The following is a 13537-nucleotide window of genomic DNA, read 5'->3' on the forward strand; positions in this document are numbered from 1 at the left end:
TGCGTGTCCCCCTAATCTAGCCCCGGGGCCGGCCGGGGGTCCCCCCGTACCTACCCCCGTCTCCCCCCCGCGGGGCCGGGGGTGGCCCCGCGGGGGCCCCCCCCCCCCGGACGCTCCAGCGTTGCGGTGACCTCCCGGCCGACCACGTTCCGCGCCCCGGCGGGGAGGGAGCCGATGTCCGTGCGGCGCAGGGCGTCGAGGGCCCGGCCGGGGCCCTCGTGGCACGGGACGTTCCCGACGAGCACGTCGTAGCCGTCGCGGACGGCGACCCGCAGCCGCCGCCGTCCTGCCTCGTCGGCGTGGACGGCGGTCGCCACGACCAGGGGCGGAGGTCCGCCGGCCTCGGCGGGCTGCTTGCGGTAGCCGCTGGCCAGGGGGGTGGGCCAGCGCAGATCCAGCAGCAGATGGCGCTTGGCGAGGACTTCGGCGAGGTCGGTCTCGTAGGCGCGGTCCGGGCCCAGCACGGTGGCGCGGGCGTCCAGGACGAGGGCCGCGGGCAGCAGGCAGCGCAGACTGCTGCCGACGAGGTTGCCGCCGACGGTGGCCGTGCGGCGCACCGCGCCGGTCCCCACGGAGCCGGCCGCCCGGCGCAGCACCTCCGGCACGCGGTCGTCGACCTGGTGCAGCAGTACGGCGCCGCCGAGCACCCCGGGACCGATCGCGGTGGCCTGCGGGAGCCTGCGCAGTGACATGGCCTGCTCGGGGAAACCGTCCCGTTGCCACAGGGCCCACACGAGCGTGGCCCCGCCGACGGGCACCGCGCCCTCGGCCATGCACTCCTGTGCCTCGGTCACGGACGTGGGCTGACGCAACAGCACGGCGATCGACCTGCCTTCCCGGAAGCCGGCGGTCGCACCGCGCGCCCCCGCCGCGTGATCAGGGTCACGTCGCATTCTCCGCACCGCCGAGGGGGCGCGTACAGGGCTCACACACCCACGGGATGCGCCCTTCGCGCGACAGAGCGGTACGGGGGCGTCCCGGCCGGGCCGGGGCGCGCCGGTGGAAGCGCGGCGCCCCGGGTCCGCCGCCCCGCTCCCGTGGGCGCCCGCGCCGGGCGAGGGCACCCCCGGCCGGGCACGCGGCCCCTGCCAGTACCGTCTTGGGGCAGTGGAGCCGGCACCGGCCGCGGGCACCGCACCCGCCCCCCGCCGGCCCACCGGAACGCAGAACCGCAGCCCGGAAGGTGAGTACCCCTTGAGCACCGGCAGTTACTTCGAGCCCATAGACGAGTACCGCTACAAGCCCACCGATCACGCGAGCGGTGCCTGGAGCACCGACGAACAGCACTTCAGCCCGCTCGGCGGTCTCGTCGTCCACGCCGTCGAACGCCATCTGGCCGCCCGGCCCGGCACCGGTCTGCTCATGTCCCGGATCAGCTTCGACATCCTCGGGCGCCTCGCCCTGGACGAGTGCGAGATCCAGGTGGAGACCCTCCGGCCCGGCCGGACCATCGAACTCGTGGAGGCCGTCGTCCGCATCGCCGGCCGTCCCGTGGTGCGGGCCCGCGCCTGGCTCCTCGCCGCCGGTGACACCACCGCGGTCGCCGGCGGTGGCGCCGCGCCGCTGCCCGCACCGGAGACGGTGGCCTCCTGGCCGATGGACTCCCGCTGGCCCGGCGGCTACATCGCCTCCATCGACGTCCGGCCGCTCGCGCCGCCGCAGCCGGGCCGCACCACCGCCTGGATCTCCACCGGCCTCGACCTGGTCGCCGGCCAGGACGCGAGCCCGCTCGCCTCCTACGTGGCGCTCGTCGACACGGCCAACGGCATCGCCGCACGCGAGGCCCCGACGGCCTGGATGTTCCCCAACGTCGACCTCACCATCCACCTCCACCGCCGTCCGGAGGGCCGCTGGACCGGTCTCGACACCAGCGTCGTCTTCGGCCCCACCGGACAGGGCATCACCAGCACCGTCCTGCACGACGTCAACGGCCCCGTCGGGCACGCCCAGCAGATACTCACCGTCCGCCCCCAGCCGGGGGCCGCCGACGGAACGTGACCGGCGCACATGTCTGCCGGGACCGAAACGGGGCATTCGTGCACGTGCAACGCCGTACACGACACATCAGGAGCTGAAGCACGCCATGACGCACGACCTGACCCCGAAGTACACGGTCCCCGGCATCGAGCGCGAGGCCGCCGGACGGCTGATCGGTGTGCTGCGGATGCGCCTGCACGCCCTCAACGACCTGCACCTCACCCTCAAGCACGTGCACTGGAACGTGGTCGGTCCGCAGTTCATCGCCGTGCACGAGATGATCGACCCGCAGGTCGACCAGGTGCGGGAGATGGCGGACGACGTCGCCGAGCGCATCGCCGCCCTCGGCGGGGTGGCACAGGGCACGCCCGGCGCCCTGGTGGCCGAGCGCGCCTGGGACGACTACTCCATAGGCCGGGCCGACGCCATCGCCCATCTGGGCGCACTCGACGTGGTCTACACCGGTGTCATCGAGGGCGTGCGCGCCGCGGTGAAGGAGGCCGGTGAGATCGACCCCGCCACGGAGGACCTGCTGATCGGGCAGCTCCGCGACCTGGAGCAGTTCCAGTGGTTCGTCCGGGCCCACCTGGAGAGCGCCGGGGGCACCCTGGCCACGGGCGGCGCCGAGTCCGAGGCGGAGGGCGCCGAGCGGGGCTCGGAGCTCGCGCACGACCGCGGCGGCCGGTGACACGCGTGAAGGGCGCGGCCGCGTCGGGGTGACGCGGCCGCGCCCCTCGCCGTCTCAGCGGACGCCGCGGCCCCGGCGCACCGGGCGCATCCCGGCCGGCGGCGTCCGGCGGGCTCAGCGCCTGCCGAGCCGGCGTTCGCCGCGGCTGCCCGGCTCGTAGGGCAGGTCGTAGTGGGCGAACAGCTCGCCCTCGGCCTCGGCCGCCAGCTCGCCGTCCGGGTCGATGCCCGGAGCGCCCTTGACCAGCGCCTTGTCGTAGGTCACCTTCAGGTAGTCCGGCCCGACGGTGGCCTTCTCCAGGGGAACGAACACCAGCCGGCGACGGGTCGGGAGACCGATCGTGACCGCCCCGAACGAGGGCCGGTCGGTGACCGTGTCGACGTAGACGGACTCCAGACTTCCGATCTTGTGGCCATCGGGGTCGACGACGTCCTTGCCCCGCCAGTCCCGGATGTTCTCAGCCTCGAACATGACTCGCCTTCCCTTCCCGGAACACACTCCACTGACCGTGTTCCCCGCTTCGCGTCCCACTCGCACGGGGTGTCCCCGCACCGGCGCAACGGCGGCGCGGGCCCGGGCCTTGGGCACGACCGGTCCGGCGCGGGCGCCGGGGGCGTTAGGCTGCCTGGTCGGAGGAGACCTCCCGCCCCTGATGAGCGGGAGCGGTGACCAGGTCCCGGCGGCCGTGCGGAGGAGATCGAGTGTGGATGCGCATCCCGTGGGCCGTCCCACCGGACAGGGGTACGGGACCCTGCTGGAGGTGGGACCGTTGTCCGGTCGTCCCGGGATCCGCGCCCGCGGGGAGATCAACATGATCACCCGCCCGTCCTGGGAGGAAGCCCTCGCCGAGCTGTCCCGGCGGCACGCGGACGTGTCCTACCTGGAGCTGTCGGGGGTGCGGTTCGTCGACGTGGCCGGGGTCGCCGCCCTCGCGGTCACCGCCATGAACCTGCCGACGGGCCGGATGGTGGTGGAGCAGCCCCCGCCCCAACTGCCGCGGGTGCTGGAGATGTTCTGGCCGTCGCTGCACGGGATCGAGGTGACCTCCCGATGAGCACGGGGACCACGGACGAGGCGTTCGCGCATCCGGCGCTCTTCTACCGCTCGGAGCGCGAGTACACCGACCGCACGGTGTCGTTCGTACAGCAGGGACTGGCTGCGGGCGAACCGGTCGCGGTGGCCGTCCCGGCCGCCAATCTGGAGCTGATCAGGACGGGTCTGGGGGCACGGGCTGCGGACGTGCTCTTCCTGGACATGACACGGGCCGGCCGCAACCCGGGGCGGATCATCCCCGGGGTGCTCAGGGCGTTCGCCGACGAGCACGCGCGGGAACGGGTGCGCATCATCGGCGAGCCGATCTGGGCCGGGCGCAGTGCGACCGAGTACCCGGCGTGTGCCCAGCACGAGGCACTGATCAACGCGGCCTTCGAGGGCCGCGACGCGACGATCCTGTGCCCGTACGACGTGTCCCGGCTGCACGCGGACGTCCTGGCCGACGCGTGGCGCACCCATCCGACGGTCATCTCCGACGGCCGCGAGGAGGCCAGCGCCTCCTACGACTGGCCCTCGGTCGTCGCCCGCTACAACGAGCCGCTGAGCACCCCGCCGGACGCCGCCGTGCTCGCCTTCGGGCCCGGGGAGCTGCCCGAGGCGCGCCGGTTCGCCGTCGAGCGGGCCGCCTCGCTCGGGCTCGACGGGCACCGGTTGCAGGACGTGGAGCTGGCCGTGGCGGAGCTGACCACCAACAGCGTGGTGCACGGCGGTGGCCATGGAACGCTCGCGGTCTGGGCCGAGGCCGGGAGTTTGATGTGTGAGGTACGCGACACCGGGCGGCTCACCGATCCGCTCGCCGGCCGCCGGCCGCCCGAGCGGGGCCAGATCGGCGGACGCGGGCTGCTGCTCGTCCACTACGTCTCGGACCTGGTGCGCACCCACACCTCGGACGAGGGGACGACGGTGCGCTTCCAGCTCGGTCCGGCAGGCTCGTAGAAAAGTCGCGGAAAACCGCACAGGTCGCAGGTGTGTGCGGCGTGGACCCGGGTAGGCGCCTCGTCGTCGGCCGATGAAGAAACGTGACAGGGCCGACCGACAGGGAGGGCAGCGCATCATGGCGACGACGACCGTGCAGACCACCGAGCAGCACACCACCGGTGTTCCGCAGATCGCGGACCCGTCCGCGGTGGCGCCCAAGGACGCGCGGGAGTTGTCGAAGCTCTTCTTCGACCAGCTCACGGTCCTCGAGGAGGGCACTCCCGAGTACCAGTACGCGCGCAACACGCTCATCGAGATGAACATGTCCCTCGTCCGCTTCGCGGCCGGCCGGTTCCGCAGCCGGGGCCCGGAGGAGATGGAGGACATCGTCCAGGTCGGCATGATCGGCCTGATCAAGGCCATCGACCGGTTCGAGCTGAGCCGTGAGGTGGAGTTCACCTCGTTCGCCGTCCCGTACATCGTGGGCGAGATCAAGCGGTTCTTCCGGGACACGTCGTGGGCCGTGCACGTGCCCCGGCGGCTCCAGGAGGCGCGCGTGCAGCTCGCCCGCGCCACCGAGGAGCTGCGCAGCCGGCTGGGCCGCAACCCCACCACCAAGGAACTCTCCGAGCTGATGAGCCTGCCGGAGAACGAGGTCGTCGAGGCCCGCCTGGCGGCCAACGGCTACAACTCGTCGTCCCTGGACGCGGCCATCGGCTCCAGCGAGGACGGCGAGTCCGTCCTCGCCGACTTCATCGGCACCGACGACGCGGCCCTGGCCCTGGTCGACGACTTCCACGCCCTGGCCCCGATGATCGCGGAGCTGCCGGAGCGCGACCGGCAGATCATCCACTGGCGGTTCGTCGAGGAGCTCACCCAGAAGGAGATCGGCGAACGCCTCGGCGTCTCGCAGATGCATGTCTCCCGGCTGATCTCGCGCCTGCTGGGCCGCCTGCGGGAAGGCATGCTGACCACCGAGTGAGCGGGCGTCAGGCGGCGGGGGTCTTCTTCCTCCGCCCCCGTCCCGTGCCCGCGAGGGCGTCGACGAGTTCACTGCGGGTCATCTTCGAGCGTCCCGGCACGTCCTGCTCGGTGGCCCGCCGGTACAGCTCCGCCTTGCTCAGCTCCCGCAGCTCCGCCCGCTTCGACGGGGTCCTCCCCTTCGACGGGGCCTTCTCCTTCGGCCGGGTCTCGGCCGGGGGCTTCTTCCCGCGCGGCCTCGCTGCCTCTCCCCCGCCCCCGCTGTCCGTGCGGGTCGCGGCGGGCCGCCGACCCGCCTCGTCCTTCGCCCGGTCCAGGCTGCCCTGCAGCACCTCCATCAGGTCGACGACGTTGGTGGCCGCGGGCGGCTCCTCGGCGAGGGCTACCTCCTGGCCCTCGGCCTTGGCCCGCACCAGCTCGCGCACCTTCTCCTGGTAGGTGTCGTGGTAGCGGGCCGGCTCCCAGGGCCCGCTGAGCGCCTCGACGAGCTGGAGCGCCATGTCCAGTTCCTTGCCCCGGCCGGCGTGGCCCGTGGGCAGCTCGGGCAGCTCCTTGACGGGGTCGCGGACCTCGTCGGCCCAGTGCAGCGTCTGCAGCACCAGGACGTCGTTGTCCGCCCGCAGCGCGGTCAGGTACTGCTTGTTGCGCATCACGAAGGTGGCGATCCCCGCCTTGTCGGCCTCGGCCAGGGCGGAGCGCAGCAACTGGTAGACCCTGAGGTACTCCTTGCCGCGCGGGGCGACGTAGTAGGTGCGGTCGAAGTACACCGGCTCGATCTCGTCCAGTTCGACGAAGTCGGTGATGTCGACGGTCTGGGAACGGCCCGGCGCGATCTCGTCCAGCTCCCCGGGCTCCACGACGACGTACTCGCCCTCGCCCAGCTCGTACCCCTTGACGATGTCGCCGGTGCCCACCTCCTCGCCGGTGCGCTCGTTGACCCGCCGGTTGCGGATCCGGTCGGAGGTGCCGCGCTGGAGCTGGTGGAAGTGGACCGTGTGGTCCGAGGTCGCCGTGAACAGCCCGACGGGCACCGTGACCAGCCCGAACGTGATCACGCCTGTCCAGATTGCCCGTGCCATGGCCGTCCGCTCCGTCCGCCGCCGTGCCCGTGCCCTCCACGCTGACACTCCTTGCGCGGTGCCGCGCGCCGGGCGCGGCGGGGGCGGCGGGATGCCGGCACCCGTGCGGGCCGTGCGGGGTGCCCGAACAGCCGGTAGGCCGCGCGGATTCACCCGCGCCGGTATTCCCTGGTGGGGGACGGCAGTCCGCGCGCCGCGGCGCCCTGCCGTCGACCGTCGAACGACGCCGAACGAAGGGTCACCGTCCATGAGCCACCGTCTGAAGGCGATCACCCGCGAGGAGCATCTGCGCTTCGTCGCGTCCCGGCCGTCCGTGAGCCCGCTGCAGCTCCCCGCCTGGGGTGAGGTGAAGCCGGACTGGCAGGCCGAGAGCCTGGGCTGGTTCGACGACGGCGGCCGCCTGGTGGGCGTCGGACTCGTGCTGCTGCGGCCGCTGCCGAAGCTGCGCCGCTTCCTCGCCTACCTCCCCGAGGGGCCGGTCATCGACTGGGACGCGGCGGATCCGGACCGGTGGCTGGACCCGATGCTCGCGTATCTCAGGAAGCGCGGGGCCTTCTCGGTGAAGATGGGTCCGCCCGTGGTGGTGCGGCGCTGGAGCGCGGAGGCGGTCAAGGCGGGGATCTCCGATCCCCGGGTCCGGCGGCTGGAGGACGTGCCGCCCACGGCCGAGGAGCCGGGCGCCCGCGCCCTCGCCGAGCGGCTGCGCCGTTCGGGCTGGCGCCGCGCCGAGCCCGGCGGCGAGGACGGTTTCGCCGCCGGGCAGCCGCGCCACGTGTGTCAGCTGCCGCTCGCCGGGCGGTCGCTGGAGCAAGTCCAGAACGGCCTGGGCCAGCAGTGGCGCCGCAACATCAGGAAGGCCGAGAAGGCCGGCGTCAAGGTCGTCCAGGGCGACTACGAGGACCTCGGCGCTTTCCACGAGCTCTACACGGAGACCGCCGAGCGGGACCGGTTCGCGCCCCGCCCGCTGCCCTACTTCCAGCGCATGTGGACCGCGCTGACGGCCGAGGACCCGGACCGGATGCGGCTCTACCTCGCCCATCACGACGGCGAGGTGCTCGCCGCGGCGACGATGCTGACGGTCGGCGACCACGTCTGGTACTCGTACGGCGCCTCCACCGCCCGCAAGCGCGAGGTGCAGCCCAGCACCGCCCTCCAGTGGCGCATGATCCGCGATTCCCACGAGCGGGGCGCGCGGGTCTACGACTTCCGGGGCATCGGCGACACCCTGGACGAGGACGACCCCCTGCTCGGTCTGCTCCGGTTCAAGACCGGGGCGGGCGGCGAGGCCGTGGAGTACCTCGGCGAATGGGACCGCCCGCTGAACAGGGTGCTGCACAAGGCGCTTCAGCTCTATCTGTCCCGGCGCTGACGGAGCGGCGCCGTGCCGGGTCAGCCGACCGGCTTCTCCCAGACCGACACGTGCCGGCGGCTCTCGTGGGTGAAGGGCGTGCGGTCCCAGTCCTCCCACCGTTCGCGCAGCCGCATCCCGGCGAGCCTCGCCATCAGGTCGAGCTCGGAGGGCCACACGTACCGGAACGGGACGGACTCGTGCTCGGCACGGCCGTCGACGAGGGTGACGTAGTTCGAACTCATCGCCTGGGTGACGGTGTCGTACGTGTCGAACGCCCATCCCGTGGGGCCGATCCGGAACGGCACAGCGGTCTGGCCCGGTGGCAGCAGCCGCAGTTCGGGCACGCCCACCTCGACGACGAAGGTGCCCCCGGGCGCGAGGTGGTCGGCGGCGTTGCGGAAGCAGTCGACCTGGGCGTCCTGGGTGGTCAGGTTGTTGATGGTGTTGTAGACGAGGTAGACCAACGTGAACGTGCCCGGCACCCGGGTCGTCGCGAAGTCGCCGATGGTCACCCCTACGGCGTCTCCGCCCGGCTTGGCGCGCAGCCGGGCGGTCATGGCCCGGGACATGTCGATGCCGTGGACCGGGACGCCCCGGCGGGTGAGCGGCAGGGCGATCCGGCCGGTGCCGACGCCGAGTTCGAGTGCCCGTCCCCCGCCGGCCAGCCCGGCCAGCAGGTCGGCCGCGGGGTCCACCGCGTCCGGTCCGAACATGTCCGCCGACGCCTCGTCGTACCGCGCGGCGACGCTTTCACCGAAGAAGCCGTCATCGTCGTCCATGCCGGGACCGTAGCGCCGTTCAGGCCGCGGGCGCCTGTGATTTTCCGCCGCGGGTCAGCAGGGCGTACAGCAGCGCCGCGACGACGAGGCCGACGGGGAGGGCGAGGTCGATGCCGTCGAGGGCCGCGGCGATCGGGCCGGTGTAGAGGGTGTCGACGCACAGGGCGGACACGGCGACGCCGCCGAGGAGGGACAGGGTCCCGGCGGGACTGACGCCGGCGCGGTACCAGAAGGGGCTCCGGGGCGACTCGTCCATCAGGGCGGGTCCGTCGTAGCGGTTGCGGCGCAGCAGGATGTCCGTGGCGTAGACGGCCATGGCCGGGCCGAGGAGGACGACCGTGAGCTGGAGGACGTTGCTGACGGTGTCGAGGAAGTCGGAGACGAGGAGCCCGTAGAGGGTGAGGGAGACGGCGGCCGTGCCGTCGGCGAGGACGCTGCGGGTGCGGCGGATGCGGAGGCCGACGGCCTGCAGGGCGAGGCCCGCGCTGTAGGCGGTGAGTGCGTTGATGGCGATGGTGCCGAGGACGAGGGCGAGCAGGAAGACGGGTTCGAACCAGTCGGGCAGGACGGTGGCGAGCCCCGCCTGCGGGTCGGTCATGTCGACGGCGGTGGCGGCGAAGGCGCCGAGGGAGCAGACGACGATGCTGGCGAGGAAGCCGCCGAGCGTGGTCCAGCCGATGATGGCCCTCGCGGACGTGGTGCGCGGCAGATAGCGGGAGAAGTCGGCGCTGGTGGTGTAGGAGAGCGGCCCGGAGCCGACGAGGGTGATCCCGGCGAACACCACCGCCCACAGGTCGTGTCCGGTGAGCGGTTCGGCCGGTGCGTAGGAGAAGTCGGTCTTCCCGAACACGTAGCAGGCGACGACGGCGAACACGGCCGTGAGCACCAGGGTGATCGGGAGGTACAGCTTCATGATCATGGCATGGCCGTAGACGCCGATGGCCAGGGTGAGCGCGGCGACGACGATGACGACGGCGGTCTTGACGCCGGTGCCCGCGGTGACGCCCGTCTTCTCGACGAGGGCGAAGGCGGCGGTCGCGGCGGCCGACAGGTTGAGGGCGAAGTAGCAGACGGAGATCAGCCAGCCGACGATCGCGTTGTTCACGCGGTTGCCGCGCACCCCGTACATGGCCCGGGTGATGACCTCGCTCGGGGCGCCGGCGGCCGGGCCGGATATCGACAGCAGTCCGGTGAGCAGCCAGAAGAGATTGCCCACGACGATGACCGCGAGGGCCTGCCACAGGGTGAGGCCCATCAGGACCAGGGCGCCGCCGATCACCAGGCTGAGGTAGTTCACGTTGGCCGCGGCCCAGACCGGGAACAACTGCCGGGGGTGGCCGTGGCGTTCCGTGTCGGGGATGTGATCGATGCCGTGCGCCTCGACGCGGACGGCCCGCTCCGAAGGGGGCCGGTCCTCCTTCTGCCCTGGCACGGGGGTGCCCGACTGCTGCTCGGGAATCGTGGACGCCATGCGGCTCCTCCGGGTGCTGGTAACCCACCTGCTTGCTTGTTGGTCGCACACTCAATAGCATCGATTCCATGCCGTCAAGCGTTCCGAACAAGCGAATCCGCAAAACTCCAGCCGCCAGACGTGCGGAAATCGTTGCCGCTGCCGCAGGCGTCGCACTCACCGAAGGACTGGAGTGCATCACCCTGCGGCGGATCGCCGAGGAGCTCGACGTCCGCCCCGGACTGATCAGCCACTACTTCCCCGCGGTCGAGGACCTGGTCGCGGAGGCCTACGGCGACGCAGTCGGCGCCGAGCTGGACGAACTCCTCCCGGCCGACCGGGGCGGCGCGACGCCGACGCAGCATCTGGCGCGGTTCTTCACCCGGACCGGTGGAGCGGCGTTCGACGACATCAGCCGGCTGTGGCTCAACGCCCGGCACCTGAGCCGCTACCGCCCCACGCTGCGGGAGCGGGTCGCCGTCCAGGAGGCCGCCTGGCGCGACCGGCTCGAGGCGCTCGTCCGCGACGGCGTCGAGCTGGGCGAGTTCCGCACCGAGGACCCGATGGCGGCCGCCATCCAGATCCTGGTCGTCCTCGACGGCCTCGGCATGCTCGTCAACAGCGCCGACACCGGCGACGACCCGCCGGTCGTGCGGCGCATGCCCGTCACCACCGCGGAACGCGAACTCGGCCTGCCCGTCGGCACGCTGGCCCCCGCCGACGTCATCTGAACCGCCACCAAGGAGCCTTCGTGCGCACCTCTCTCATCCTGCTCTCGGCCCGTCTGCTGGACCCGGCCACGGGCGGGTTCCTGCCGCAGACCGCCCTGGCCGCCGCCGGCGGACGCATCACCGCCCTCGGTGACGAGCAGGAGATCCGCGCCCTCGCGGACCCGTCGGCCACCGTGATCGACCTCAAGGGCGCCGTGGTCACCCCCGGCCTGGTCGACGGGCACATCCACCCCGTCACCGGCGCCGAACTGACCCACGGCCTCGACCTGTCGGGCTGCACCGACGTGGAACAGGTGCGCGATGCGCTGGCCGGGGCGGTCCGCGACCTCCCCCGCGGCGCCTGGCTCCAGGGCTGGGGCCTGGACCCCAACGTCTTCGCCGGCGGCCCGGTCTCCACGGCGCCCTTCGACACCGTGCTCGACGGGGTGCCCGCCTTCCTGCTGCTCTTCGACGCGCACTCCGCGCTGGCGAGCCGGCGCGCGCTGGAACGGGCGGGGGTGGACGGGCCGCGCTCCTTCGCACAGGCCACCGCCGAGGTGGTGTGCGACGCCGACGGCCGGCCCACCGGGCTGCTGCTGGAGGACGCCGCGTGCGAACTCGTGGAGCGCGTACTGCCCCGGCCGACGCGTGCCGAGCGCCGCGAACGGCTCGCCGCCGCGCTGAGCGCCATGGCCGCCACCGGACTGACCGGCGGGCACGTCATGGACGCCAACGGCGACAGCCTCGCCTTCTACTCCGAGCTCGACGCGGCCGGGCGGCTCCCGGTGCGGCTGCGGGTGGCGCCCTGGTGCCAGCCCGGCACCGACGCCGACGGGGTGCGCGCGCTCATCGAGGGGCAGGGCACGGGCGGCAGGCTGTGGCGGACCGCGGGCGTCAAGATCTTCATGGACGGGACGGTGGACAACGGCACCGCCTGGCTGGAGCAGCCGGACTGCCACGGCGAGTCCCGGCACGCCTTCTGGCCGGACCCCGAGGAGTACACCCGCGTCGTCGGCGAGCTGCACCGGGCCGGTGTGCCGACGGCCACCCACGCCATCGGTGACGCGGCGGTGCGGCACGTCCTCGACGCCGTCGAGAAGGCCCGCGCGGGCGGCGGCAGCGGGGTGCGGCACCGGGTCGAGCACATCGAGACCGTGCCGGACGACACCGTGCGCCGGTTCGCCGAGCTGGACGTGGTCGCCTCCATGCAGCCCACCCACTGCTGCGACTTCACGCGGGCCGACCACACCGACAACTGGTCGGTCCGGCTGGGCGAGGAGCGGGCCTCGCGCGCCTGGCGCTGCCGCGACCTGTACGACGCGGGCGCCGTGGTGGTCCTGGGCTCCGACTGGCCCATCGCCCCCTACCCGCCGCTGGGCGTGATGGCGGGCGCCCGCCACCGCCGGCCCACCCGCGACCTGGACGCGGCGCCGCACCTCCCGGAGCAGGCGCTCACGGCACTGGAAGCGCTGCGGGGCATGACCGTCAACGCGGCCCACGCGGCGGGCGAGGAGCACGAGGCCGGCCGGATCGCCGTCGGCCACCGGGCCGACCTGACCGTGCTGGCCGAGGATCCACTGGCCGTCGCGGCCACCGAACTGGCGGACGTGCCGGTGCTGTTGACCGTCCTCGACGGCGCCCCGACGCATCGCGCCGCGAGCCTGTGACGCCAAGGCGGGGTTGCGGCCCGGCACGGCGGGGGCAAAGGGCTGTTGTCGGGTGAGGTGAGCGGAAGGCGGTGCGCGGTGGCGCGGGTGCTGATGGTGCAGAACGGGCGCGGCGGCGGACCCGGCCGGTTCGGTGACTGGCTGGCCGCGGAGGGGCTGACGCCGGAGGTGGTGCCCGCGTACACCGGGGCGCCGCTCCCCCGCCGCCTCGCGCACGACGCCCTCGTCGTGCTCGGCGGCGGGTACCTGCCCGACGACGACGAGCGCGCCCCCTGGCTGGCCCCCACCCGAGCGCTGGTCGCCGAGGCACTCGAACGGGACGTCCCGGTGTTCGGGATCTGCCTCGGCGGGCAGATGCTCGCCCATGTCGCGGGCGGCGCGGTCCGGGGGCGGTACGGGGAGCCGGAGTTCGGCAGCACACCCCTGACGGTGCGCCCCGAGGCCGGGGCCGACGCGCTGTTCGGCGGACTGCCGGAACGGGTGAGCGCGGTCGAGCACCATGTCGACGCCGTCACCGCCCTGCCGCCGGGGGCCGCGTGGCTGGTGGAGAGCGAGCGGTGCCCCTACCAGGCGTTCCGGGTCGGCGACCGGGCGTGGGGCGTGCAGTTCCACCCGGAGGCGGACGCGGAGCGGGTGCGGTCCTGGGACCCGGAGCGGATGCGCTCACTCGGGCTGGACCCGGCGGAGCTGAACCGCCGGGCGGAACGCGACGAGCCGGCGGCCACCACGGTCTGGCACGAGGTCGCCCGCCGCTTCGCTGCGGTCGCCGGGGCGTGAGCCGAGACCGCCGGCCCGACGACACGGCGGGGCCGGCCGTGGCCGGCACGCCGGGTGGTCGGGCCGGGTGGCTTCCGTGCGTGTCCTGCGTGCCCGGGTCGCGGGTC

14 protein-coding genes are annotated in these 13537 nt (G+C 73.4%); 9 read left to right on the forward strand and 5 right to left on the reverse strand.

Annotated features, from left to right (window positions below):
• Positions 1–50: 50 nt before the first annotated feature.
• Complete coding sequence (locus ACH499_RS07315) at positions 51–818, reverse strand: FAD binding domain-containing protein (protein WP_399014324.1); 768 nt, start codon at positions 816–818, stop codon at positions 51–53.
• 376 nt (positions 819–1194) lie between these two features.
• Between ACH499_RS07315 and ACH499_RS07320 the strand changes: the two genes are divergently transcribed.
• Positions 1195–1998 carry a thioesterase family protein gene (locus ACH499_RS07320; RefSeq protein ID WP_356206350.1) on the forward strand — a complete coding sequence of 268 codons (804 nt, stop codon included), beginning with the start codon at positions 1195–1197 and terminating at the stop codon, positions 1996–1998.
• A gap of 85 nt (positions 1999–2083) precedes the next feature.
• Positions 2084–2665, forward strand: coding sequence for a DNA starvation/stationary phase protection protein (locus ACH499_RS07325; protein WP_356206347.1), 582 nt, complete (start codon positions 2084–2086; stop codon positions 2663–2665).
• Positions 2666–2779: 114 nt separating this feature from the next.
• Here the strand turns inward: ACH499_RS07325 and ACH499_RS07330 are convergent, their stop codons facing one another.
• Positions 2780–3136 (reverse strand): PRC-barrel domain-containing protein, encoded by a 357-nt coding sequence (locus ACH499_RS07330; protein WP_356206344.1) that lies wholly within the window; start codon positions 3134–3136, stop codon positions 2780–2782.
• Positions 3137–3368: 232 nt separating this feature from the next.
• Here ACH499_RS07330 and ACH499_RS07335 point away from each other — a divergent pair, with 232 nt between their 5' ends.
• The 3 genes from ACH499_RS07335 (at position 3369) to ACH499_RS07345 (ending at position 5618) form a co-directional block, all read left to right on the forward strand.
• Positions 3369–3719, forward strand: a complete 351-nt coding sequence (locus ACH499_RS07335) for an STAS domain-containing protein (RefSeq protein ID WP_356206341.1) — start codon at positions 3369–3371, stop codon at positions 3717–3719.
• Entirely contained in the window at positions 3716–4654 is a 939-nt protein-coding gene (locus ACH499_RS07340) for an anti-sigma factor RsbA family regulatory protein (protein ID WP_356206338.1), read from the forward strand. The genes ACH499_RS07335 and ACH499_RS07340 overlap by 4 nt, the downstream gene beginning before the upstream one ends.
• Positions 4655–4772: 118 nt before the next feature.
• The gene (locus ACH499_RS07345; RefSeq protein ID WP_399014220.1) at positions 4773–5618 is read left to right on the forward strand and encodes an RNA polymerase sigma factor SigF; all 846 of its coding nucleotides are present in this window, start codon (positions 4773–4775) and stop codon (positions 5616–5618) included.
• A 7-nt stretch (positions 5619–5625) separates the two neighbouring features.
• On the opposite strand, the gene ACH499_RS07350 is transcribed toward ACH499_RS07345, so the two are convergent.
• On the reverse strand, positions 5626–6696 hold the full coding sequence (locus ACH499_RS07350; RefSeq protein ID WP_399014221.1) for a Ku protein: 1071 nt from the start codon (positions 6694–6696) through the stop codon (positions 5626–5628).
• 247 nt (positions 6697–6943) lie between these two features.
• Between ACH499_RS07350 and ACH499_RS07355 the strand changes: the two genes are divergently transcribed.
• Positions 6944–8065 carry a lipid II:glycine glycyltransferase FemX gene (locus tag ACH499_RS07355; RefSeq protein WP_399014222.1) on the forward strand — a complete coding sequence of 374 codons (1122 nt, stop codon included), beginning with the start codon at positions 6944–6946 and terminating at the stop codon, positions 8063–8065.
• Positions 8066–8085: 20 nt separating this feature from the next.
• Here the strand turns inward: ACH499_RS07355 and ACH499_RS07360 are convergent, their stop codons facing one another.
• A complete protein-coding gene (locus ACH499_RS07360) occupies positions 8086–8826 on the reverse strand; it encodes a class I SAM-dependent DNA methyltransferase (protein ID WP_399014224.1) in 741 nt (246 codons plus the stop codon).
• Positions 8827–8845: 19 nt separating this feature from the next.
• Positions 8846–10297, reverse strand: a complete 1452-nt coding sequence (locus tag ACH499_RS07365) for a purine-cytosine permease family protein (protein WP_399014225.1) — start codon at positions 10295–10297, stop codon at positions 8846–8848.
• 68 nt (positions 10298–10365) lie between these two features.
• Between ACH499_RS07365 and ACH499_RS07370 the strand changes: the two genes are divergently transcribed.
• The 3 genes from ACH499_RS07370 (at position 10366) to ACH499_RS07380 (ending at position 13430) form a co-directional block, all read left to right on the forward strand.
• A complete protein-coding gene (locus ACH499_RS07370; protein ID WP_399014226.1) occupies positions 10366–11007 on the forward strand; it encodes a TetR/AcrR family transcriptional regulator in 642 nt (213 codons plus the stop codon).
• Positions 11008–11027: 20 nt separating this feature from the next.
• The gene (locus tag ACH499_RS07375) at positions 11028–12653 is read left to right on the forward strand and encodes an amidohydrolase (RefSeq protein WP_356206317.1); all 1626 of its coding nucleotides are present in this window, start codon (positions 11028–11030) and stop codon (positions 12651–12653) included.
• A 78-nt stretch (positions 12654–12731) separates the two neighbouring features.
• Positions 12732–13430 (forward strand): type 1 glutamine amidotransferase, encoded by a 699-nt coding sequence (locus tag ACH499_RS07380; RefSeq protein WP_399014325.1) that lies wholly within the window; start codon positions 12732–12734, stop codon positions 13428–13430.
• Positions 13431–13537: the final 107 nt, after the last annotated feature.

Source organism: Streptomyces sp. NPDC018947 (assembly GCF_044390505.1).
Taxonomy (GTDB): domain Bacteria; phylum Actinomycetota; class Actinomycetes; order Streptomycetales; family Streptomycetaceae; genus Streptomyces.